Below are 24,451 nucleotides of genomic sequence, written 5' to 3'. Positions count from 1 at the left end.
ATGTCAGGTTTATTGATTGCCCTTATTGTTTTTGCTTTAGTAGTTGTTATGTGGTTTATCGGAGAAAGCAATCGATTGAACCGTTATCAAGTCATGATTGAAGAATCAAAGAGAACGGTCGATATCACCTTGGTTAAACGTTACGATACCATTTCGGAAATGTTGAAGGTCGCTAAGGCTTATGCTAAACATGAGGAGAAAGTCTTTAGTGAATTGGTAGCCCTTCGCCAAGGTGCTTCTATTCAAGAATCCAACCAAGTTATTTCCAATCAAAATGATGTTTTGGCCCAAATCCGAGCAGTGGGTGAGAATTATCCAGAGCTATTGTCTTCTAATCAATTCTTGGCCTTGCAAAAAGAAATTGCAGACGAAAATGAAGATTTGGCGGCTTCTAAACGCATTGTCAATAGCAATATTAGCCAAATCAACCAAGCCATTGTAACCTTCCCAACTTCAATAGTTGCAGGTATCAAAGGAATGCAACAGGTCCAGTTCCTATTGGAAGATACTCAAGGTAAGAAGGATTTGAGTGATTTGGATTATGAGATCCATTAATTTTTATAAAATGCGATTTTATATCTAGAAACTATCCCGGTCTTAGATCGGGATTTTTGTTTTTATAAATGCAAAATACGCTTTTCATTTACCTGGAAAAATAGTATAATAGATGAAATTCACAAATTTTTAGAAAATTCCGAAAGAGGTTTTATTATGGGATATACAGTTGCTGTTGTCGGTGCGACAGGTGCCGTTGGTGCTCAAATGATTAAGATGTTGGAAGAATCAACTCTTCCAATCGATAAGATTCGCTACCTTGCGTCTGCACGTTCTGCAGGAAAGGTCTTGCAATTCAAGGGCCAAGATGTGACTATTGAAGAAACAACAGAAGAAGCTTTTGAAGGAGTTGATATTGCTCTCTTCTCAGCTGGTGGTTCAACTTCTGCAAAATATGCACCTTATGCTGTGAAAGCAGGAGCAGTAGTTGTTGATAATACATCTTACTTCCGTCAAAATCCAGATGTACCATTGGTAGTTCCTGAAGTAAACGCTCATGCTCTCGATGCTCATAATGGGATTATCGCCTGTCCAAACTGTTCAACGATTCAAATGATGGTAGCTCTTGAACCAGTTCGTCAGAAATGGGGCTTGGACCGGATCATCGTTTCAACTTACCAAGCTGTTTCAGGTGCTGGTATGGGAGCCATTCTTGAAACCCAACGTGAATTGCGTGAAGTATTGAATGACGGCGTGGATCCACGTGATTTGCATGCGGATATCTTACCTTCAGGTGGCGATAAGAAACATTATCCAATCGCTTTTAACGCACTTCCACAAATTGATGTCTTCACTGATAATGATTATACCTATGAAGAGATGAAGATGACCAATGAAACTAAGAAAATCATGGAAGATGATAGTATCGCAGTTTCTGCAACTTGTGTGCGTATCCCCGTCTTGTCAGCTCACTCAGAGTCTGTCTACATCGAGACCAAGGAAGTAGCTCCAATCGAAGAAGTGAAAGCGGCCATTGCTGCCTTTCCTGGTGCTGTCTTGGAAGATGATGTCGCTCATCAAGTATACCCACAAGCGATTAACGCTGTTGGTTCTCGCGATACCTTTGTTGGTCGTATCCGTAAAGACTTGGATGCTGAAAAAGGGATCCATATGTGGGTTGTTTCCGATAACCTTCTTAAAGGGGCTGCTTGGAACTCAGTGCAAATCGCAGAAACCCTTCACGAACGTGGATTGGTACGCCCAACAACTGAGCTGAAGTTTGAGTTGAAATAATTCTATAACTGAATAATTTGTAATGGGGACAGTCATCAACTTTGGTGCTGTCCCTCTTCCCTATGATTGATTCGAGAAGGAGCATCAATGTCTTATCAAGATTTAAAAGATTGTAAAATGATTACCGCCTTTATCACCCCCTTTCATGAAGATGGCTCGATCAACTTTGAGGCCATTCCGCCCTTAATTGAGCATTTACTAGCCCATCACACAGATGGAATTCTCTTAGCTGGTACCACGGCCGAAAGTCCAACTCTGACACACGATGAAGAGCTCTTATTATTTGCTGCAGTTCAAAAGGTGGTGAACGGACGTGTTCCTTTGATTGCTGGTGTCGGGACCAATGAGACCCGAGATTCCATTGAGTTTGTAAAGGAAGTAGATCAGTTTGGTGGCTTTGCTGCTGGTTTGGCCATTGTTCCATACTACAACAAACCTTCTCAAGAAGGTATGTACCAGCATTTTAAGGCTATTGCGGACGCTTCTAACTTGCCAATTATTATTTACAATATTCCTGGGCGCGTGGTTGTTGAAATGACACCTGAAACTATGCTTCGATTAGCAGAGCATCCAAACATCATCGGTGTCAAAGAGTGTACAACCCTTGCCAATATGGCTTACTTAATCGAGCACAAGCCAGAGGAGTTTCTCATCTATACAGGGGAAGACGGGGATGCTTTCCACGCTATGAACCTTGGAGCAGACGGTGTGATTTCAGTAGCATCTCATACGAATGGTGATGAAATGCACGAAATGTTCCAAGCTATTGAGAATAATGATATTAAAAAGGCAGCGGCCATCCAGCGCAAATTTATCCCTAAAGTCAATGCTCTCTTCTCTTATCCAAGCCCAGCTCCTGTCAAAGCAGTCTTGAACTATATGGGCTTTGAAGCAGGGCCAACCCGTCTGCCATTGGTGCCAGCACCCGCTGAGGAAGCTAAGCGCATCATCAAGGTTGTAGTGGATGGAGATTACCATGCGACTAAAGAAATCATTACGGGAGTTCTTCGTCCGGATTATTGATGTCTTAGATTCTTGACAAATCCCCTATTTATTAAGATAATAGAAGTATATTGATGATCAAGGAGAATAAGATGGAAGTCATTAAACGTAGTGGTGAAGTTGTAGAATTTGACCCAGATAAAATCTATCAAGCTGTTTTGAAGGCGGCACAAACAGTCTATGTCTTGACGGATGATCTTCGCCAAAACTTGGCGCAAGTGACTAAGAAAGTTGTGATGGATTTGGAAGAAGCTAAAGTGGAACGTGCCACTATCAGCATGATCCAGTCAATGGTTGAGCACCGCTTACTTGGTGCTGGTTATATTACCATTGCTGAACACTATATTTCTTATCGTTTGCAACGAGATTTGGAACGAAGTGGTTATGGTGATCACATTGCTGTTCACTTGCATTTTGAGCAAATAAGATAAAAGAATACGCGGAGTTACGGTTGTAGCTTCGTTTTTTTGTAGGGCGAAAATGGGAAGCAGTTTCAAAAGCAAAAATCTGAATTCATGGTATAATAGATAGGATTGAATGTTGAAAGGATTTCATTTCATGGCGATTATTCAATGGTTTCCTGGACATATGTCCAAAGCTAGAAGACAAGTACAAGAAAATTTGAAATTTGTGGATTTTGTGACGGTTTTGGTGGACGCTCGTTTGCCTCTATCAAGTCAAAATCCCATGTTAACAAAAATTGTTGGTGACAAACCTAAATTGATGATTTTAAACAAGGTTGACTTGGCTGATCCTGTCGCAACAAAAGAATGGCAGGAGTATTTTGAGTCACAAGGAATCAAAACTTTGGCTATTAACTCTAAAGAGCAATCTACGGTTAAGAAGGTCACGGATGCGGCTAAGTCTTTGATGGCTGATAAAATTGCCCGTCAGAAGGAACGAGGGATTCAAATTGAAACTCTTCGGACCATGATTATTGGCATTCCCAATGCTGGTAAATCAACGCTGATGAACCGCTTAGCGGGGAAAAAGATTGCTGTCGTTGGAAATAAACCAGGGGTGACCAAGGGACAACAGTGGTTGAAAACCAATAAGGACCTTGAAATCTTGGATACCCCAGGAATTCTTTGGCCAAAATTTGAAGATGAAGATGTAGCTCTAAAATTAGCATTAACGGGTGCTATTAAGGATCAGTTATTGCCTATGGATGAGGTGACTATTTTTGGTCTGGAGTATTTTAAATCCCACTACCCAAAAGAGTTGCAAGAACGCTATAAGCAAATGAATTTGGAGCAGGAAGCGCCTGAAATTATCATGGAGATGACCCAACGCTTAGGTTTCCGAGATGATTATGATCGCTTCTACAGCTTGTTTGTCAAGGATGTACGAGATGGTCGTTTGGGTCGCTATACCCTTGATCGTGTAGGTGAAGTGGATGCCAACGATTAAAGAAATCAAAGAGTGTTTGACAACGATTGATAGGCTGGATCATCCTTTGTTTGAAGAGTTGATTGCTGATGGTCGAGCAGGTGTTCAGGCTGCTATTAGTAAACGAAAACGCGAACTCCAAAAGCAAGTTGAGGAAGACCTGCGTTTGGAAAAAATGTTAACCTATGAAAAAGAGCTCTATGCTCAAGGGATTCAACTCATTGCAGGAGTAGATGAAGTAGGGCGCGGCCCTTTGGCTGGCCCTGTAGTTGCTGCAGCCGTTATTCTGCCTGAAAATTGTAAGATCCTAGGTTTGAATGATAGCAAGAAAATCCCTAAATCGAAGCATCAAGCTATTTACCAAGCAGTTCTAGATCAGGCTCTTTCGGTTGGGATTGGGGTTAAAGATAATCAGGTCATTGATCAGGTCAATATTTATGAAGCAACGAAATTAGCCATGTTAGAGGCTATTCAAGAATTGGACCAACAGCCTCAACATCTCTTGATCGATGCTATGAAATTAGATGTTCCTATTTCACAGACTTCCATTATTAAAGGAGATGCTAATTCCCTGTCTATCGCGGCAGCTTCTATCGTGGCGAAGGTGACACGAGATCAGATGATGGCGGCATATGACCAAGAGTATCCAGGCTATGATTTTGGTCAGAATGCGGGGTATGGGACAACCAAGCATCTTGAAGGATTGGAAAAACATGGGGTTACTCCTATCCATCGCCGAAGCTTCGAACCCATTAAATCCATGACAGATGTTTACTAGGGGGGGAAGGAAATGCTCTTAGCCTTTGACATTGGAGGAACTTTTATTAAATATGCCTTAGTCGATGAAGATTATCAGGTGAGTGATTCTTCTAAAGTCCCGACACCAGATACTATTGAGGACTTCTGGGAAGCCCTCGAGCGCGTGATTTCCTCGTTCCAAAACCAAATTTCAGGGATTGCCATCTCATGTCCGGGTGAAATCAATAGTCGACTTGGTTTTGTCTTTAGAGGTGGACTTATTCCTTATTTAAGGAATATTCCTTTAGCTTCTCGTTTAACTAAGATGTTTCAAGTCCCTGTGATAGTTCTCAACGATGGAGATGCTGCAGGTTTGGCAGAAGCTCGAATTGGGAACCTCCAGGATTGTTACTGTGGTGCAACCTTTGTATTAGGAACTGGAGTAGGCTTGGCCTTGACTTCCAACGGTTCCTTAATTTCTACCTTGAATCTCAAGGATTATCTTCGTTGGCCAAGCTTAGGGGAGAAGCAAGTGTCTCCTGAACAAAAGCAATATCAGACCGAGATTTTGAGACATGGGATTTCCAGTTTGGTTCAAAATTTAGGATCTGCAGTCAATTTTGTGGCTAAAGCTAGTCATCTCTTAGAATTACCAGAAGAAGATGGAGTTCAAGTTTTTGAAGTCCTTGAAGCCGGCCATCATGAGGAATTGCAAGAATTATTTACTTCTTATTGTCGGGAAATTGCGATCCTAATCTATAACCTTCAGTCTTTGGTTCGGCTTGAAAAAGTGACGATTGGTGGGGGAATTAGTAGTCAACCCCTTCTTTTAGGAGAGATCAACCGTCAGTATAAAAGCCTGATGGAGGAAAGTGGGGAGCAACGATTTTCTTTAGTGGAGATTCAAGCAGCTCGTTACCACAACTCAAGTAATCTTTTGGGGGCAGTTTGTCATTTTAACATCTTAGAAATTCATTAAAAAGTTCTAGTTTTAGAGCTTTTTTTGTTTTCTTTTACGAATATTATAAATAGATAGTAGAAAATGAGGATTACGAATGAACAAATATGAACTTTATAAGTTAAAGGTTGCTGGCCTTTCTAATCTACAGGTTTTTAACATTGTTAATTACTGGGAAATGAATGGGGAATGGCCTTCTTTAGAATTAATTGCAAAAATTGCAGGGTGTCGCAATCAAGCTCTATTTATGGAACGGTACATTCGGATTGATGACAAGGTCTTAAGGGAAGAGTTTAAGGAGTTTGATTCGATCTCCATTATGGATCCGGAATATCCTGAAGAGCTTCTCTGGATGCATAACCCACCTGTTTTGTTGTTTTATTCAGGCAATATTGACCTACTTAAACATCCAAAAATAGCAGTTGTCGGGAGTCGATCCTGCAGCCGTACAGGAATTCAATCTGTCGAAAAAATCATTAACGAGTTAAACAACGAATTGATTGTGGTGAGTGGATTAGCCAAGGGGATAGACGCTGCGGCCCATTATGCTGCTATTCGAAACGGAGGAAAAACAATCGGGGTGATTGGTACTGGGTTAGATGTCTTTTATCCTAGATCCAATAAACAGTTGCAGAAGTACATGAGTGGGAGCCATTTAGTTTTAACAGAATATGGTCCCGGCCAAGGCCCTCAAAAACACCATTTTCCAGAACGCAATCGGATTATTGCTGGGCTTTCTAGAGCAGTGATTGTGGCGGAAGCGCGGTTGCGATCTGGAAGTTTGATCACCTGTGAGCGTGCTATGGAAGAAGGGCGGGATGTTTTTGCTATTCCTGGTTCAATCTTGGATGGACGTTCAGACGGCTGTCATCACCTCATTCAAGAAGGAGCAAAGCTGGTCACCAGTGGAAAAGATGTCCTAGATGAGTTTGAATTTTAAAATGAGTTTCTCTATAGGAGAACTTCACGGTTGACATCACGAAAAAAATAGTTTACACTCTATGAGGTTTATTACAAATAGAGGTAAAAAAGTGGCTACTAAAACAAAAAAGAAAACTACAACAGCTAAAAAGAATTTAGTTATTGTGGAGTCTCCTGCGAAAGCGAAGACGATTGAGAAGTATCTTGGTAGAAATTATAAGGTCATGGCCAGCGTGGGTCATATTCGTGACTTGAAAAAATCTACCATGTCTATTGATTTTGAGAACAACTACGAACCAGAGTACATCAATATTCGCGGAAAAGGTCCTTTGATCAATGATTTGAAAAAAGAGGCCAAAAAGGCTAAACAAGTCTTTCTCGCAAGTGACCCGGACCGTGAAGGAGAAGCGATTTCTTGGCACTTGGCGCATATTCTTCAGTTGGATAAGGAAGATAAGAACCGCGTCGTTTTCAACGAAATTACGAAGGATGCGGTAAAAAATGCCTTTCAAGAACCCCGTAAGATTGATATGGATCTGGTAGATGCTCAACAAGCGCGTCGTGTCTTGGACCGGATTGTAGGGTACTCCATTTCACCAATTCTATGGAAAAAGGTGAAGAAGGGACTTTCTGCTGGTCGGGTGCAGTCCGTTGCCCTTAAATTGATCATTGACCGGGAAGAAGAAATCAATGCCTTCCAACCAGAAGAATACTGGACAATTGATGGAACCTTTAAAAAGGGAACCAAGCAATTCCAAGCCAATTTCTATGGAATGAATGGCAAGAAGATGAAACTTCAAAACCAGGAGGATGTGAAAGCTGTTCTTTCGCATCTCGATGGGAAAGAGTATATCGTTGAAAAAGTTGAGAAAAAGGAACGTAAACGCAATGCACCGCTTCCTTACACAACTTCTTCCATGCAGATGGATGCAGCCAATAAGATTAACTTCCGTACACGTAAGACCATGATGGTGGCCCAGCAATTGTACGAAGGAATCAATATTGGATCTGGTGTTCAAGGTTTGATCACGTATATGCGTACGGACTCGACTCGGATTAGTCCAGTTGCTCAAAATGAAGCAGCTAGCTTTATCGTTGATCGATTTGGAGACAAGTATTCTAAGCATGGTAGCAGGGTTAAGAATGCTTCTGGTGCTCAAGATGCCCACGAAGCCATTCGTCCTTCTAGCGTCTACAATACTCCTGAGAAAATCGCCAAGTACCTAGACAAGGACCAGCTCAAGCTCTACACCTTGATCTGGAATCGTTTTGTGGCTAGTCAGATGACAGCAGCTGTTTTTGATACCATGAATGTCCGTTTGGGGCAAAATGGGGTCCAATATACAGCAAATGGAAGTCAGGTGAAGTTTGACGGCTATTTGGCGATCTATAATGATTCGGACAAGAATAAGATGCTACCGGACATGGAAGAAGGGGACACCGTCACTCAGGTCAACAGCAAACCTGAACAGCACTTTACCCAACCACCAGCTCGTTATTCTGAAGCGACCTTGATTAAGACTTTAGAAGAAAACGGTGTTGGTCGTCCTTCAACCTATGCACCGACCATTGAGACCATTCAAAAACGCTATTACGTGAAGCTTGTAGCTAAACGCTTCGAGCCAACCGAGTTAGGGGAAATCGTCAATAAACTAATTGTTGAATTCTTCCCAGATATCGTTAATGTGACCTTCACAGCGGAGATGGAAGGGAAACTCGATGATGTCGAACTCGGAAAAGAAGAGTGGCAAAAAGTCATTGATGCCTTCTACAAACCATTCTCTAAAGAAGTCGCGAAGGCTGAAGAAGAGATGGAAAAAATCCAAATCAAAGACGAACTAGCTGGTTTTGATTGTGAAGTCTGTGGCAGCCCGATGGTGATTAAATTAGGACGTTTTGGTAAGTTCTATGCTTGTAGTAATTTTCCAGATTGTCGTCATACTCAAGCCATTGTCAAAGAAATCGGGGTGGAGTGTCTTAATTGTCATCAGGGACAAATCATCGAGCGTAAAACCAAGCGCAACCGTATTTTCTATGGCTGTAATCGTTATCCGGAGTGTGAATTCACCTCTTGGGACAAGCCGATTGGTCGGGACTGTCCAAAATGTAGTCACTACCTAGTTGAAAAGAAAGTTCGTGGTGGTGGTAAGCAGGTCGTATGTAGCAATGGAGACTACGAAGAAGAAAAAGTGAAATAAGATTTTAGAATGATTCGATGTCTATTATAACGGCAATTTTTTAAAATGTCTGTTATAATAGACATTTTTGTTTTTTTCGTTATAATAGACACAAGGAGGTGAGCTTATGTATCTTGCTTTGATTGCAGATGTCATTGATTCCAAAATGGTTCAAGAACGTTTTGAGCTGCAAAAACAGGTAGAAAAAACGCTTCAAAAGATGAACGAATTATTTGGAGATTACCTGGCATCCCGTTTTACTTTGACCTTGGGGGATGAGTTTCAGGCACTTTTAGAAGTGGATGCTCCGGTTTTTCAAATCATAGATACCCTGCGTTCAGAACTAACCCCGACTCAACTTCGTTTTGGTATTGGTCTTGGAGAAATTGTAACAGCTATTGATCCCTTGCAAAGTATTGGAGCAGATGGCCCAGCCTATTGGAATGCACGCGCAGCCATCAATCTGGTTCATCAGAAAAATGACTACGGTAATACCCAGATTTATTTTTCAAGTGGGAAGGAAAACCAAGACTTTTTTGTGAACGCGCTTATTGCTTCAGGAGAAGCCATTCGTTCGAGTTGGCGTGGCAGTCAGGAAGAAATCCTGCTCGATCTTCTTAAGAGATGTGTATATAGTGAGAATTTTAGCCAGCAGGACTTGGCCCAATCACTGGAGATCAACCCAAGTGCTCTCTCAAAACGATTGAAAAGCAGTAGTATTCGGGTTTATTTACGAGGAAGAGCAGCGGCACTAGCTAGTATTCAAAGCTTAGCGAAAGGAGAAGCCTATGACCGGATTGTCTAGTATCGTCATGAATCCATACTTGCTTCTCTTGTTGAGTTGTCATTTGTTATCGGATTATTATTTTCAAAGCCAAAAGATGGCGGATCGCAAGGATCGGGATAGGAAAGTGTTAGGTCTTCACATTCTGTATGTAGCTCTGCCTCTGTTTGTCGTTTCCCTCTGTCATCTGGATTTGTGGTGGATTTGCTTGATTATTTTGCTGACTCATGCAGTGATTGATTACGGAAAACCTTGGGTGCAGAAGCAATTGAATTATACAGCTGCAAGGACTTTTGCGTTGGATCAAGTCTTGCATGTTGGTATCATTAGTTCCCTAGTCCTTTGGGGAGCTAAAAATGGCACGACTTACCTGTCTACTGATATCCTAAAGCTAATCTTTTATGTCCTTCTAGTAGGAAAGCCGACCAATATCGTCTTTAAAATTCTCTTTGCCAAGTACCAGCCGACGATGGCGGATAAAATGGATACCATCACTGGGGCTGGTTCCATGATTGGCTTCTTAGAGCGGTTGGTTATCGGTGCCTGTCTTGTGTACGGCCAATTTGCTTCTATCGGCCTGGTCTTTACGGCCAAATCCATCGCCCGCTACAATAAAATTTCGGAGAATCCAGCCTTTGCGGAGTATTACTTGATTGGGTCCTTATTCAGTATTCTATCGGCCCTCTTAGCAGCTTGGTTGTGCTTATAAGAAAACAACTAACAGACGAAAGTCCAGACAGGAAGAACTATCCTCCCTGTCTTTTTGCTTGTCTTTTTGGTATAATGGACCAAGTATGAATTTAGAAAGATTTGTGGGTGGCTAACAATCCAGTGGCTTGTTTTAATCTGGCCTTAGTTTTCACCCAAAGAGGTATTAGTGTCATGTCTCAATCTTATATCAATGTTATCGGTGCAGGCCTTGCTGGCTCGGAAGCGGCTTTCCAGATTGCCCAACAAGGAATCCCAGTGAAGCTTTATGAAATGCGTGGGGTCAAATCCACTCCGCAACACAAAACAGACAACTTTGCTGAGTTAGTGTGTTCCAACTCTCTCCGAGGAGATTCTCTAACCAATGCTGTTGGGCTCCTCAAAGAAGAAATGCGTCGTCTGGGTTCAGTCATCCTTGAAGCAGCTGAAGCGACTCGTGTACCGGCCGGTGGAGCACTTGCTGTGGACCGGGAGGGCTTTGCTAGTCGGGTAACTGAGAAGGTGTCCCAACACCCACTGATTGAAGTGATTCGCGATGAAATCACTGAATTGCCGACGGATGCCATCACAGTGGTCGCAACAGGACCCCTAACTAGCGATGCCTTGGCGGAAAAGATCCACGTGCTCAATGGTGGAGATGGCTTCTATTTCTATGATGCGGCAGCACCAATCATCGATGTCAATACCGTCGATATGAACAAGGTTTATCTCAAGTCTCGCTATGACAAGGGAGAAGCAGCTTATCTCAACTGTCCGATGACCAAACAAGAGTTTATGGATTTCCATGAGGCTTTGGTGAATGCGGAAGAAGCCCCACTCAACTCTTTCGAAAAAGAAAAGTATTTCGAAGGTTGTATGCCAATTGAAGTCATGGCTAAACGAGGGATTAAAACCATGCTCTATGGTCCTATGAAACCAGTTGGACTCGAGTATCCAGATGACTACAAAGGACCTCGTGACGGGGAGTTTAAGACCCCTTATGCGGTAGTCCAATTGCGCCAAGACAATGCAGCTGCTAGCCTCTACAATATCGTTGGCTTCCAAACTCACCTTAAATGGGGCGAGCAAAAGCGAGTCTTCCAAATGATTCCAGGTTTGGAAAACGCGGAATTTGTCAGATACGGCGTCATGCACCGTAATTCTTACATGGACTCCCCAAATCTGCTTGAACAAACCTACCGTTCGAAGAAACAAGCCAACCTCTTTTTTGCGGGGCAAATGACAGGGGTAGAAGGCTATGTCGAGTCGGCAGCTTCAGGCTTGGTTGCTGGGATTAATGCAGCTCGTCTCTTTAAAGGTGAAGAAGCATCTGTGTTCCCTGAAACAACAGCTATCGGAAGCTTGGCCCACTATATCACCCATGCTGATAGCAAGCACTTCCAACCAATGAATGTCAACTTTGGAATTATCAAAGAGCTAGAAGGCCCACGCGTTCGGGATAAAAAGGAACGTTATGAGAAAATTGCCGAACGTTCTTTACAAGATCTGGCAACATTTATTGGAAAATAAAGTCAATTAATGAAAAAGTTTGGAGAAATTCAGACTTTTTCTTATAAAAATGGTATAATGAATAAAAATTTAGAATATAGAGAGTTTTCTGACAATGAATAAATCCTATTTTTATTTAGAGATGAAGACACACGAGTTGAAAGTGCCTTATACCGGAAAACTCCGTCGTGTGCGAGTCTTATTACCTAAAAATTATGAAACAGATACTGATCGGCGCTACCCCGTAGTTTATTTCCATGATGGGCAAAATGTCTTCTATAGCAAGGAAGCCTATGTAGGTCACTCTTGGAAAGTCATTCCAGCCATTAAGCGGAATCCCGATATCAGTCGGATGATTGTCGTTGCCATTGACAATGATGGTTTGCAACGGATGAACGAATATTCTGCCTGGAAGTATAAGGAGTCTAATATTCCTGGGATGCAATTTGGTGGCAAGGGTATTGAGTACGGAGAGTTCGTTATGGAAGTGGTCAAACCTTTCATTGATCAAGAATATCGAACGCTTGCTGATCGAGAACATACAGCCATGATTGGCTCTTCGCTTGGTGGAAATATTACCCAATTTTTGGGCCTAGAATACCAAGATCAAATCGGTTGTCTGGGAGTCTTCTCCTCTGCCAACTGGTTGCACCAAGAGGCTTTTGACCGCTATATCGAGCGTAAAAAATTATACGCAGATCAACGCATTTACATCTATGTGGGGACTGAAGAGGCTGATGATACAGATAAAACGCTGATGGCGGGGAATATCAAGCAAGCCTATATTGACTCATCTCTTCGTTACTATCATGATGTCATTCAACAAGGAGTAGCTTTAGAAAATATCGCCATTCGGATTCAATCTGGGGCTATCCACCATGAAGAAGCCTGGGCAGAGCATTTACCGGAATGTCTTCGTTTCTTAGCAGAGAAGTGGGACTAGAAACTTTTAAATTTTTATCATAAAGAAAGAGGGAACCTATGAATATAGAACATCTTAGCCACTGGAGTGGCCAACTGAACCGTGAAATGTATCTAAACCGTTATGGACATGCAGGGATTCCTGTAGTGGTCTTTGCTTCATCAGGTGGAAGTCATAATGAGTACTATGACTTTGGTATGATTGATGCCTGTGCTCAGTTTATCGAAGAAGGACGGGTTCAATTTTTCACCCTTTCAAGTGTCGATAGTGAAAGCTGGCTTTGTAATTGGAAAAACCCTCACGACCGTGCAGAAATGCATCGTGCCTATGAACGCTACGTGATTGAAGAAGCCATTCCTTTCATTAAGCACAAAACGGGTTGGTTTGACCCAATGATGACAACCGGTTGCTCTATGGGAGCCTACCATGCCCTTAATTTCTTCTTGCAACATCCAGATGTTTTCAACAAAGTTGTAGCTTTGAGTGGTGTCTATGATGCTCGTTTCTTTGTTGGTGAGTTTGGTGGGGATGAAGCGATTTACCAAAACTCTCCATCTGATTATATTTGGCATCAAAATGATGGCTGGTTTATCGACCGTTACCGTCAGGCGGAAATTGTCATCTGTACTGGTCTTGGGGCTTGGGAACAGGACGGCCTTCCATCTTTCTACAAACTGAAAGAAGCCTTTGACCATAAAAATATTCCTGCATGGTTTGCAGAGTGGGGACACGATGTAGCCCATGATTGGGACTGGTGGCGCAAGCAAATGCCATATTTCTTAGGACAAATGTATCTATAAGTCAAAAAGGGAGGAGACCTCTATGAATTATCTTGTTATTTCACCTTATTATCCACAAAATTTCCAACAATTCACTATTGAACTAGCTAACAAAGGAATCACTGTCTTGGGTATTGGTCAAGAGCCGTACGAACAGTTAGATGAGCCTTTGCGCAATAGTTTGACAGAGTATTTCCGTGTAGAAAATATGGAAGACTTAGATGAAGTGAAGCGTGCAGTAGCCTTTCTGTTCTATAAACACGGCCCAATCGATCGCATCGAGTCTCACAATGAATACTGGTTGGAATTGGATGCAGCACTTCGTGAGCAATTTAATGTCTTTGGGGCCAAACCTAAAGATTTGAAGAAAACCAAGTTTAAATCAGAAATGAAAAAACTCTTCAAGAAAGCAGGAGTTCCTGTCGTTCCTGGTGCTGTGGTAAAAGCAGAAAAAGATATCGACAAGGCTGTGAAGAAGATTGGGTTGCCATTGATTGCCAAGCCTGATAATGGAGTAGGTGCAGCAGCGACCTTTAAACTTGAAACACCAGAAGATGTCGACCATTTTAAAGCAGAATGGGATGGACATACGGAGTACTTCTTTGAGAAATTCGTCACTTCTAGCGAGATTTGTACCTTCGATGGTCTGGTCGATCGCGATGGTAACATTGTCTTCTCAACTACTTTTGACTATGCCTATACGCCACTTGACTTAATGCTCTACAAAATGGACAATTCTTATTATGTCCTCAAAGAGATGGATCCAAAATTGCGTCAGTATGGGGAAGCGATTGTTAAAGCCTTTGGCATGAAGGAACGTTTCTTCCACATTGAGTTCTTCCGTGATGGGGATGACTATATTGCAATCGAGTACAATAATCGTCCAGCAGGTGGCTTTACCATTGATGTCTACAATTATGCACACTCTATTGACTTGTACCGTGGCTATGCAGCTCTCGTAGCTGGAGAACCTTTCCCAGCTTCTGAATTTGAGCCTTTGTATTGCTTGGCAACTTCGCGTCGTGCTAATGCGGCCTATGCCCTTTCTGAGGAAGAAGTTTTGGCCAAATACCAGCATCAATTCCGAGTGAAGAAGGAGATGCCTGCAGCCTTTGCGGAACTCCAAGGTGATTACCTTTACATGTTAACAACACCAAGTCGTGAAGAATTAGAACAAATGATTCATGACTTTGGTCAACGCGCTGAATAAAATTGTGCCGATAGGTCTCTCCTATCGGTTTTTTATTCCCAAATTATCAAGAATACTTCAATATAAAACTTTGTGAATCTTTTATATAACAGTTGTTAAAACCATTTATATCAAGAACTTATGAAGATTAGTTTGTGAAGAAAATTGAGCATTATTTTTGACAGTGTTTTCATTTTTGGCTAGAATGAAAATGAATGAATAATTGCTTAGAAAGGCGAAATAATGGCAACATTAGACAAAAGTCTCTTATTGGATATGTTCCGTAAAATGGAAGAAATCCGTCGCATGGACTTAAAAATTGCACAGTTAGTAAAAAAAGGGAAAGTGCCAGGAATGACGCACTTTTCTGTAGGTGAAGAAGCAGCCAATGTTGGAGCGATGTTGGCTTTAAACGATGACGATTTGCTGACCTCTAACCACCGTGGTCACGGACAAGCCATTGCAAAAGGAATCGACCTGAATGGAATGATGGCTGAAATCCTTGGTAAGTATACCGGTACTTGTAAAGGAAAGGGTGGCTCTATGCACATCGCCGACCTTGATGCCGGGAACCTCGGTGCCAACGGTATCGTCGGTGGTGGTATGGGGATTGCCGTAGGTGCAGCTCTTACCCAACAAATGCATAAGACTGGAAAGATTGTTGTCTGCTTCTTTGGGGACGGCGCAACCAATGAAGGTGTCTTCCACGAAGCGGTCAATATGGCTTCCATCTGGAATCTTCCAGTTATTTTCTACTGTATCAATAATGGTTATGGAATCTCTGCTGACATCAAGAAAATGACCAATGTGGAGCACATTCATGAGCGTAGTGCTGCTTACGGCATTCCAGGAATGTTTATTCCTGATGGTAACAACGTCATTGATGTCTATGAAGGATTCCAAAAAGCTGTTGAACACGTCCGCTCCGGTAAAGGTCCTGTCTTGATCGAAAGTGTCACCTATCGTTGGCTTGGTCACTCTTCATCTGACCCTGGTAAATACCGGACTCGTGAAGAAGTCGAAGAGTGGAAGAAGAAAGATCCGATTGAAAATCTTCGCAAGTATCTCCTTGAAAATGAAATTGCGAGCGCAGAAGAATTGGATCAGATTCAAGAAGAAGTGAAAGAAGCCGTTGAAGCTTCAGTGAAATTTGCGGAAGAAAGCCCATTCCCTCCACTCGAATCAGCTTTCGAAGATATTTACGCAGACTAAGGGGGAGTAGAGAATTATGGAAACAAAATTAATGTCATTCCGCGATACCATTATCCTTGCTATGTCTGAGGAAATGCGTCGCGACGAAAATGTATTGTTGATGGGGGAAGATGTCGGAGTTTTCGGTGGAGACTTTGGAACTTCTGTAGGGATGCTAGAGGAATTTGGTCCAGAACGTGTTCGTGATTGTCCGATTTCTGAGGCTGCGATCTCAGGTGCAGCAGCTGGTGCAGCCATGACTGGACTTCGTCCAATCGTTGATATGACCTTCATGGATTTCTCAGTGATTGCCATGGATGCTATCGTTAACCAAGCTGCGAAGACGCGCTACATGTTTGGTGGAAAAGGGCAAGTACCGATGACCGTTCGCTGTGCTGCTGGTAACGGAGTTGGTTCTGCAGCTCAACACTCCCAATCCTTGGAATCATGGTTCACCCATATTCCTGGTTTGAAAGTTGTTGCTCCAGGAACTCCAGCGGATATGAAGGGACTTCTCAAGTCATCTATCCGTGATAACAACCCCGTTATCATTCTTGAGTACAAATCAGAATTCAACCAAAAAGGGGAAGTGCCTGTTGATCCCGACTATACCATTCCACTTGGTGTCGGAGAAATCAAACGTGAGGGTACTGATGTCAGTGTCGTAACTTACGGGAAAATGCTTCGTCGTGTTATGCAAGCAGCTGAAGAATTAGCTGAAGAAGGCATTTCAGTAGAGGTAGTTGACCCACGTACCTTGGTTCCACTTGATAAAGAGATTATTATTAATTCTGTTAAGAAAACAGGAAAAGTCGTCCTTGTCAATGATGCCCATAAAACAAGTGGTTATATCGGTGAAATCTCAGCTATCATTTCTGAATCAGAAGCATTTGATTACTTGGATGCACCAATCCGTCGTTGTGCGGGGGAAGATGTGCCAATGCCTTACGCACAAAACCTTGAAAATGCAATGATTCCAACAGTTGAAAGCATCAAAGATGCCATTCGGAAAACGTATAATAAAGAATAAGACATAATTTAAATTATGTAGTATCTGTTGAATTAGACGAAGAAACTTTGTATCTTTAAGATGCAAAGTTCTCTGCGTCCTTGATATCTTAGATTAGAGCACGGGCTAAAAGCTCAGAAAAAAGATAAATCTCCTTGACTTCATCGAAGTCTGCGTAGATTTCCTATTTTTCGGTCGCTTTTAAACGCCCTTAGTATCTTATAATTGAATCCGGACGGAGGTCTGTGAAAAAAAGATAGATTTCCTTGTGTTCATCGAACACATCGTCAATCTCCTATTTTTTCTTTGTCCTCTTCGTCCTTGATATCTTAGTATAGAATAGGAGAGGTCATGGCTGATGATAAGCTAAGAGCGACTCCTGCGGCTAGAAAATTAGCGGATGATTTAGGGATCAACCTCTATGATGTTTCTGGTTCAGGCGCAAACGGTCGTGTCCACAAAGAAGACGTGGAAACATATAAAGACACAAATGTGGTTCGCATTTCACCACTTGCAAAACGAATTGCTTTAGAACACAATATTGCTTGGCAAGAAATTCAAGGAACTTGTCATCGTGGCAAGATCATGAAGAAGGATGTCCTTGCTTTCCTTCCTGAGAATATTGAGAAGGATACCATTAAGTCACCTGCTCAAATTGAGAAGGTAGAAGAGGCTCCTGATCATGTAACACCTTATGGTGAAATCGAGCGAATTCCGATGACACCAATGCGTAAGGTGATTGCTCAACGGATGGTGGAATCTTATTTGACAGCACCAACCTTTACATTGAACTATGACGTCGATATGTCTCAAATGTTGGCCCTTCGTAAGAAGGTATTGGATCCAATCATGGAGGCAACTGGCAAGAAAGTCACTGTAACAGATTTGCTTTCACTTGCAGTTGTTAAGACTTTGATGAAACATCCATACATCAATGCGTCATTGACGGAAGATGGCAAAACCATCATCACTCACAACTATGTCAACTTGGCTATGGCGGTTGGGATGGACAATGGACTGATGACACCGGTTGTCTATAATGCAGAAAAGATGACTTTATCAGAGTTGGTGGTAGCCTTCAAGGACGTTATCGGACGTACCTTGGATGGTAAGCTTGCTCCAAGCGAATTGCAAAATTCAACTTTTACCATCAGTAACTTGGGGATGTTTGGTGTTCAATCTTTTGGACCGATTATCAACCAACCAAACTCTGCCATTCTTGGGGTTAGCGCAACTGTTGAAAAACCAGTTGTAGTTAATGGTGAAATCGTCATTCGTCCAATCATGAGCTTGGGCTTGACCATTGACCACCGCGTTGTCGATGGTATGGCTGGTGCCAAATTCATGAAAGACTTGAAAGCCTTGATTGAAGACCCGATTTCAATGTTGGTCTAATCAACGAGAGAGAATAGAAACAAGAAAAAGAGGGAAATAAAATGGCCTTAGAAGTAATTATGCCAAAAGCCGGCGTAGATATGACCGAAGGACAAATCGTTCAGTGGAATAAAAAAGTCGGCGAATTTGTAAAAGAAGGAGAAATTCTCCTTGAAATCATGACAGATAAAGTCAGCATGGAATTGGAAGCTGAAGAAGATGGCTACTTGATTGCTATCTTAAAGGGGGACGGCGAGACTGTTCCTGTAACAGAAGTTATCGGTTACCTTGGTGAAGAAGGGGAGAACATCCCAACAGCTGGAGCAGCTACTCCAGAAGCAAGTCCAGCGCCAGCTGTAGCAAGTGCTTCAAACGATGATGGTAAGAGCGATGATGCTTATGATATCGTTGTTATTGGTGGTGGACCTGCTGGTTATGTTGCTGCCATTAAAGCAGCTCAATTAGGTGGTAAGGTTGCTCTTGTTGAGAAATCTGAACTTGGTGGAACTTGTTTGAACCGTGGATGTATCCCAACTAAGACTTACCTACACAACGCTGAAATCATTGAAAATATCGGTCATGCGGCAAACCGTGGGATCATCATTGACAATCCTAGCTTCACAGTAGATATGGACAAGGTTCTTGAAACCAAGAACAAGGTCGTAAATACTTTGGTTGGTGGTGTTGCAGGACTTCTTCGTAGCTACGGAGTTGATGTTCATAAGGGTATCGGTACCATTACGAAAGATAAGAATGTTTTGGTCAATGGTTCTGAGTTACTTGAAACTAAGAAGATTATCCTTGCTGGTGGTTCAAAAGTCAGCAAGATTAACGTTCCTGGCATGGAATCATCCCTTGTGATGACTAGTGATGACATCTTGGATATGAACGAAGTCCCAGAAAGCCTTGTGATCATTGGTGGTGGGGTTGTCGGTATCGAACTTGGTCAAGCCTTTATGACCTTTGGTTCTAAGGTTACGGTCATCGAAATGATGGACCGGATCGTGCCAGCTATGGATGCGGAAGTATCTAAGAACCTTCGTTTGATCCTTGAGCGCAAGGGTATGACTATCTTGACAGATACTAAACTGCAAGAAATCATTGAAGAAGATGGCAAACTCCGTATCAAGGTTGAAGGAAAAGACGATATCATCTCAAACAAAGCTCTTCTTTCAATCGGTCGTGTTCCAGATCTTGAAGGAATCGGTGAAGTGGAGTTTGAATTGGATCGTGGTCGTATCAAGGTTAACGAGTACATGGAAACATCTGTTCCAGGTATCTATGCGCCAGGTGATATCAACGGTACGAAGATGTTAGCTCACGCTGCCTTCCGTATGGGTGAAGTAGCGGCTGAAAATGCCCTTAAAGGAAACCACGCTGTTGCCAAATTGAACTTAACTCCTGCAGCTATCTATACACTTCCAGAAGTTGCGGCTGTTGGTTTGACAGAAGAACAAGCTCGTGAGAAATATGATGTCCAAATCGGTAAATTCAATTTTGCCGCAAACGGACGTGCCATTGCATCAGATGCGGCTCAAGGTTTTGTTAAGGTCATTGCAGACAAGAAATATGGTGAAGTTCTTGGGGTTCACATCATTGGTCCAGCAGCTGCTGAATTGATCAACGAAGCTTCTACTATCATTGAGATGGAAATCACTGTAGAAGAAATGCTCAAGACCATTCATGGTCACCCAACCTTCTCAGAAGTGATGTACGAAGCCTTTGCGGATGTACTTGGCTTGGCAGTTCATTCACCTAAGAAGAAATAATATTATTCTTTCAACTAAATTTTCTTTAAGTAGTACGGACGGCAGCGACCTCTATTAGAGTTCCATGCCTAAAAATTGAGCCACTTGTCTCAATTTTTCCGAGAAATGTAACGATAACTCGTTACATTTCTTTTTACTACTTCAGAAAATTAAGTGAAATTTAACTATTTTGTCTAATGCTCATTCTGCTATGAGTAGGATTTATAAAACGAATTTTTTGGAATTACTATGAAATACATTATCAATCATTCAAACGACACTGCTTTTAATATTGCTTTAGAGGAATATGCTTTTAAACACCTTTTGGACGAGGATCAAATCTTCCTTCTTTGGATTAACAAACCATCTATCATTGTAGGTCGTCACCAAAATACCATCGAGGAAATTAACCGTGACTATGTTCGTGAAAATGGAATTGAAGTAGTCCGTCGAATCAGTGGTGGTGGAGCTGTTTACCATGATTTGAACAACCTAAACTATACAATCATTTCAAAAGAAGATGAAAACAAGGCCTTTGACTTCAAGAGCTTCTCTACTCCAGTTATCAATACTTTAGCTGAACTTGGTGTTAAAGCTGAATTTACAGGCCGTAATGACTTAGAAATCGACGGTAAGAAATTCTGTGGGAATGCCCAAGCCTACATCAATGGTCGGATCATGCACCATGGTTGCCTTCTCTTTGACGTTGATTTGTCAGTCCTTGCCAATGCTCTCAAGGTATCTAAAGACAAGTTCGAGTCTAAAGGGGTTAAATCGGTTCGTGCTCGTGTGACCAATATTATCGATGAATTGCCAGAAAAAATCACGGTTGAAGAGTTCCGTGACCTGCTTTTGGACTACATGAAAAAAGAATATCCTGAAATGACAGAATATGTATTTTCAGATGAAGAATTGGCTGAAATCAATCGCATCAAAGAAACTAAGTTTGGAACTTGGGACTGGAACTATGGGAAGTCCCCTGAATACAATGTTCGTCGTGGCACTAAATTCCCTAGCGGTAAGGTGGAAATCTTTGCGAATGTTATTGAATCCAAAATCCAAGACATCAAGATTTATGGAGACTTCTTTGGTATCGAAGACGTAGCAGCAGTAGAAGATGTCCTTCGTGGTGTTAAATACGAACGCGAAGACGTCCTCAAAGCCCTTCAAACCATTAACTTAGGTCGTTACTTCGCAGGAATCACTGCAGAAGAAATTGCTGAGGCAGTGGTTGAATAAAGTCATAAGAGAGTGGGACAGAAATCGGTAATTCGTTAGAATTCGATTTCGTCGTCCCACCTCCGCACAGTTGAGTAGGGCTGTAAAAGCTGATGAATTCAGCCTAGTAGAGCCCACTCAACCACTGCGTCTTGCTCCACAATCCAAAGACAATTGAGAGGCTAGGACTTTTGTCCCAGCCTCTTTTTTGAAACTAGTTTCACATAGAAATTATTGTTTTACGAAGGATTTTGTGGTATAGTAAAGGTGAAAAAGTGTATTCGCTTACAAAGAATGTAACTGTAATTTATAAAACTCAGGAATTACGAAACAACGAAAATGATTGACTAGCTAGGTATTACTTTCCTTTTCTGCTTTAGAAAGTGTGATGATATGAAACGTGTATTTATTATTTTATCAAACCTTTTCATCTCTAGCTTTTTGATTTGGATTGCCTTTATTTTTCCAAATACGGTTATCCACCAAAGTCTTCCGGTAGTAGGTGTGGTAAGACAAGATAAGAGCGTCACATATGAAGAGTTATCTTCCAGTTTAGACCGCTTGGCAAGGGAAAATCATAGTATAATTGCCCGTCAGATACAAAGAACAGACTCTAAGGGGCAGGTTGTTTTCACCTATGAAATCTACGGAGAAGGAAAACTTCCTCTTGGGATTAAAAGAGAGAAGAAAGAACTGGCTGCCAAAGAAAGCCTGCTAACGAATTATTATGTATTAACAGGTGAATTGGAAACTGAAAAGCTGGATCAAACTCTTCATACTCTTGGTTTCTCACAAACCTTTATTGTGAAACCGAATCCTCTGCAGACCTTTATTGCCTTTTTTGGCTCCGGTTCACAATCACTTGCCTTAGTCATTTTTATCATTAGTTTTAGCGCTTTGACGATTATACAAAAAACACTTGAAATGAGAAGCGCTGGGATTCGATATATCTCAGGAATGAGACGCTTGCAACTTTTCGGACATTCTTTAAAAGCTGATAGTATAGAGTTGCTTTTGGGGTGTATAGGCGCAAGTATAATGGGTGCTGTTCTGATTTATTGCTTTCAATTGACACCTTTTTCCTATTCCCTCGTCATTTCCAGTAGTATTATTTACAATGGGATTTTACTAATTTTGTCTGTTTTCTTATCCTTCCTCTTTGCATATAGTATTCAAACGATTCATTTAGTCCCCCTTTTAAAAGGGAAGGTTCCATTGAAGCGCATATTGGTTTTCCTCTTTATTTGTCAATTTCTCGCTGTGGCATTAATTGGCCTTGCGATTCATCGAATCAGTATTTATGGATCAGTCTGGCAAACTCACCAAGAGGGAAGTGAGGCTTGGTTAAAACAGTCGAATTGGGTCCAAATTAGTACAAGTCGGGAGGATTTTTCACAGAAAACAAACAAAGAGACGCAAATTGAGAACAGTGCAAAATGGTCTAAGCTCATCGAGTCTGGAATCGAAAATGGTGGTCTTTTAGCTTATCATAATCTCGTATCTTTTAGTTCAAAAGGAGTTATGACGGATCCTAGTACAGGTAAAGAGTTTTCCATCACAGATTACGATCCTCTTGCACGAACTCTCTATGTAACTCCAAATTACCTCGAAATCCAAGGTGTTCCAGTTTCTCCTGAAGAAAAAGATCACTTAAATCACTTACAAGCAGGAGAATTTGGCCTCTTACTTCCGGAAAAATTAAAAGGTCGAGAAGAGGAGATGATCAACCGATATGAAGATTATCTATCTCCTCGAGATGACCAAGGAAATATCACCTTATCAATGAAGGCGCAGGTAACGTATATTCCGAATCATCAAAAACGCTTTATCTACAACAACACACCAATCAGCTATAAACAATTCTTTACAGATCCTGTTTTAGTGGTTATACAACCTGAAAGTTTTGGAGGCTATGAAAATCCATATTTCACCGATCTAAATTCCTACCTTTATTTTAATGGGCTTCAAAATAGTAAAAAGCTAGTCGCTGAGTATAATCTTGAAAAAAGTGTTAGTCAGTACGACTATGCAGTGGACGTTTACCAGCAAATGGCCCAATTCATACAAATAGAAAATCTCATGGCGATTGCAGGAGGAGTCTTTGGTATAGCAACCTCTGTTCTTCTCTTTAACACCATGAATTTCCTATATTTTGAAGAGTTTAGGAAACAAATCTTCTTGAAGAAGATTGCAGGTCTGGGATTTGTAAACATTCACCAAATGATTATGCTTTCAGAAAGTAGCCTCTTACTATTAGGAAGCCTCCTGGTATTCATTCTCACTTCGGAATGGTGGATTGCTCTTGTCACTCTCTTGCTATTTATTACTAATGCTTGGTTCATTCTCCTGTATCGGTCTCATAAAGAAGACCACTTGTTAGCCACTGTATTGAAAGGAGCCTAATATGATTAGCATAGAACATTTAACCAAATCATTTGGCCAACGAACGGTCTTTCAAGATTTGAGCTTGCAATTTACAGAAGGTAAGGTCTATGCTCTGATCGGAAATAGTGGGTGTGGTAAAACAACCTTGCTTAATATCTTGGCGAAGATAGAGCCTTATGAAGAAGGGAGTATAAGCTATCAAGGGCAAGAACTGAAACAGATCAAACAGCATCACTTCTTTAAGAATGAATTAGGTTATCTCTTTCAAAACTTTGGCCTACTTGAAAACGAGACTATCGCTACAAATTTAGATTTGGGATTGATTGGGCAAAAATTAACGAAAAAAGAGAAGAAGCAGCAAGAAGAAGAAGTGCTCAAAAAAGTAGGATTGGCTTACCTTGCTCTGGATCAAAAGATTTATGAATTATCTGGGGGAGAGGCGCAACGTGTCGCATTAGCTAAAGTTATTTTAAAAGATCCACCTTTAATTTTGGCAGATGAACTAACTGCAGCACTGGATCCAGAAACCTCACAAGAGGTGATGGACTTGCTCTTAATGTTAAAGAATCAAGAGCGTATAATCATTATTGCAACCCATAATCCAGCGATTTGGGAAAAAGCTGACGAAGTGGTAAAACTCAACTAGTCCATGACTGAAGAATAATGGTAGGATCTTCTGTATT

22 protein-coding genes are annotated in these 24,451 nt (G+C 41.5%); all 22 read left to right on the top strand.

Annotated elements, in window-relative coordinates; all coding sequences use genetic code 11:
• Entirely contained in the window at positions 1–555 is a 555-nt protein-coding gene (locus HMPREF9421_RS07370; protein WP_006596391.1) for a LemA family protein, read from the top strand.
• A 156-nt stretch (positions 556–711) separates the two neighbouring features.
• Positions 712–1,788: an aspartate-semialdehyde dehydrogenase gene (locus HMPREF9421_RS07365; RefSeq protein ID WP_006596390.1), complete on the top strand. Its 1,077-nt coding sequence runs from the start codon at positions 712–714 to the stop codon at positions 1,786–1,788.
• Positions 1,789–1,875: 87 nt separating this feature from the next.
• The gene (dapA, locus tag HMPREF9421_RS07360) at positions 1,876–2,811 is read left to right on the top strand and encodes a 4-hydroxy-tetrahydrodipicolinate synthase (RefSeq protein ID WP_006596389.1); all 936 of its coding nucleotides are present in this window, start codon (positions 1,876–1,878) and stop codon (positions 2,809–2,811) included.
• 71 nt (positions 2,812–2,882) lie between these two features.
• Positions 2,883–3,221, top strand: coding sequence for an ATP cone domain-containing protein (locus HMPREF9421_RS07355; RefSeq protein ID WP_006597242.1), 339 nt, complete (start codon positions 2,883–2,885; stop codon positions 3,219–3,221).
• A gap of 127 nt (positions 3,222–3,348) precedes the next feature.
• Positions 3,349–4,200, top strand: a complete 852-nt coding sequence (ylqF, locus tag HMPREF9421_RS07350; protein ID WP_006597240.1) for a ribosome biogenesis GTPase YlqF — start codon at positions 3,349–3,351, stop codon at positions 4,198–4,200.
• Entirely contained in the window at positions 4,187–4,957 is a 771-nt protein-coding gene (locus HMPREF9421_RS07345; RefSeq protein ID WP_006596387.1) for a ribonuclease HII, read from the top strand. Before ylqF ends, HMPREF9421_RS07345 begins: the two co-directional genes overlap by 14 nt.
• A 12-nt stretch (positions 4,958–4,969) precedes the next feature.
• A complete protein-coding gene (locus HMPREF9421_RS07340) occupies positions 4,970–5,896 on the top strand; it encodes an ROK family protein (protein ID WP_006596386.1) in 927 nt (308 codons plus the stop codon).
• A gap of 76 nt (positions 5,897–5,972) precedes the next feature.
• Complete coding sequence (gene dprA, locus HMPREF9421_RS07335) at positions 5,973–6,815, top strand: DNA-processing protein DprA (protein WP_006596385.1); 843 nt, start codon at positions 5,973–5,975, stop codon at positions 6,813–6,815.
• A gap of 91 nt (positions 6,816–6,906) precedes the next feature.
• Complete coding sequence (topA, locus tag HMPREF9421_RS07330) at positions 6,907–8,994, top strand: type I DNA topoisomerase (protein ID WP_040803059.1); 2,088 nt, start codon at positions 6,907–6,909, stop codon at positions 8,992–8,994.
• Between the two features lie 106 nt (positions 8,995–9,100).
• On the top strand, positions 9,101–9,778 hold the full coding sequence (locus HMPREF9421_RS07325; protein ID WP_006596383.1) for a SatD family protein: 678 nt from the start codon (positions 9,101–9,103) through the stop codon (positions 9,776–9,778).
• The gene (locus HMPREF9421_RS07320; RefSeq protein WP_006596382.1) at positions 9,762–10,466 is read left to right on the top strand and encodes a DUF3307 domain-containing protein; all 705 of its coding nucleotides are present in this window, start codon (positions 9,762–9,764) and stop codon (positions 10,464–10,466) included. The genes HMPREF9421_RS07325 and HMPREF9421_RS07320 overlap by 17 nt, the downstream gene beginning before the upstream one ends.
• A gap of 173 nt (positions 10,467–10,639) precedes the next feature.
• Positions 10,640–11,974, top strand: coding sequence for a methylenetetrahydrofolate--tRNA-(uracil(54)-C(5))-methyltransferase (FADH(2)-oxidizing) TrmFO (gene trmFO, locus HMPREF9421_RS07315; RefSeq protein ID WP_006597247.1), 1,335 nt, complete (start codon positions 10,640–10,642; stop codon positions 11,972–11,974).
• Between the two features lie 94 nt (positions 11,975–12,068).
• On the top strand, positions 12,069–12,896 hold the full coding sequence (locus HMPREF9421_RS07310; protein WP_006596380.1) for an alpha/beta hydrolase: 828 nt from the start codon (positions 12,069–12,071) through the stop codon (positions 12,894–12,896).
• A gap of 38 nt (positions 12,897–12,934) precedes the next feature.
• Positions 12,935–13,675, top strand: a complete 741-nt coding sequence (locus HMPREF9421_RS07305; RefSeq protein ID WP_006596379.1) for an esterase family protein — start codon at positions 12,935–12,937, stop codon at positions 13,673–13,675.
• 22 nt (positions 13,676–13,697) lie between these two features.
• On the top strand, positions 13,698–14,864 hold the full coding sequence (locus tag HMPREF9421_RS07300; RefSeq protein WP_006596378.1) for an ATP-grasp domain-containing protein: 1,167 nt from the start codon (positions 13,698–13,700) through the stop codon (positions 14,862–14,864).
• Positions 14,865–15,086: 222 nt separating this feature from the next.
• The gene (locus HMPREF9421_RS07295) at positions 15,087–16,055 is read left to right on the top strand and encodes a thiamine pyrophosphate-dependent dehydrogenase E1 component subunit alpha (protein WP_006596377.1); all 969 of its coding nucleotides are present in this window, start codon (positions 15,087–15,089) and stop codon (positions 16,053–16,055) included.
• Between the two features lie 16 nt (positions 16,056–16,071).
• On the top strand, positions 16,072–17,064 hold the full coding sequence (locus tag HMPREF9421_RS07290) for an alpha-ketoacid dehydrogenase subunit beta (RefSeq protein WP_006596376.1): 993 nt from the start codon (positions 16,072–16,074) through the stop codon (positions 17,062–17,064).
• Positions 17,065–17,394: 330 nt separating this feature from the next.
• On the top strand, positions 17,395–18,438 hold the full coding sequence (locus HMPREF9421_RS07285; protein WP_006596375.1) for a dihydrolipoamide acetyltransferase: 1,044 nt from the start codon (positions 17,395–17,397) through the stop codon (positions 18,436–18,438).
• Between the two features lie 41 nt (positions 18,439–18,479).
• Complete coding sequence (lpdA, locus tag HMPREF9421_RS07280; RefSeq protein WP_006596374.1) at positions 18,480–20,186, top strand: dihydrolipoyl dehydrogenase; 1,707 nt, start codon at positions 18,480–18,482, stop codon at positions 20,184–20,186.
• A gap of 228 nt (positions 20,187–20,414) precedes the next feature.
• Positions 20,415–21,404, top strand: a complete 990-nt coding sequence (locus HMPREF9421_RS07275) for a lipoate--protein ligase (RefSeq protein ID WP_006596373.1) — start codon at positions 20,415–20,417, stop codon at positions 21,402–21,404.
• A gap of 372 nt (positions 21,405–21,776) precedes the next feature.
• A complete protein-coding gene (locus HMPREF9421_RS07270) occupies positions 21,777–23,786 on the top strand; it encodes a DUF1430 domain-containing protein (protein WP_006596372.1) in 2,010 nt (669 codons plus the stop codon).
• Position 23,787: 1 nt separating this feature from the next.
• Positions 23,788–24,414, top strand: coding sequence for a putative bacteriocin export ABC transporter (locus HMPREF9421_RS07265; RefSeq protein ID WP_006596371.1), 627 nt, complete (start codon positions 23,788–23,790; stop codon positions 24,412–24,414).
• The last annotated feature ends 37 nt before the right edge of the window (positions 24,415–24,451 follow it).

This window comes from Streptococcus australis ATCC 700641 (assembly GCF_000186465.1).
Taxonomy (GTDB): Bacteria; Bacillota; Bacilli; order Lactobacillales; family Streptococcaceae; genus Streptococcus; species Streptococcus australis.
The sequence above is the reverse complement of the archived record's forward strand: the minus strand, read 5'-3'. Positions and strand labels throughout refer to the sequence as shown.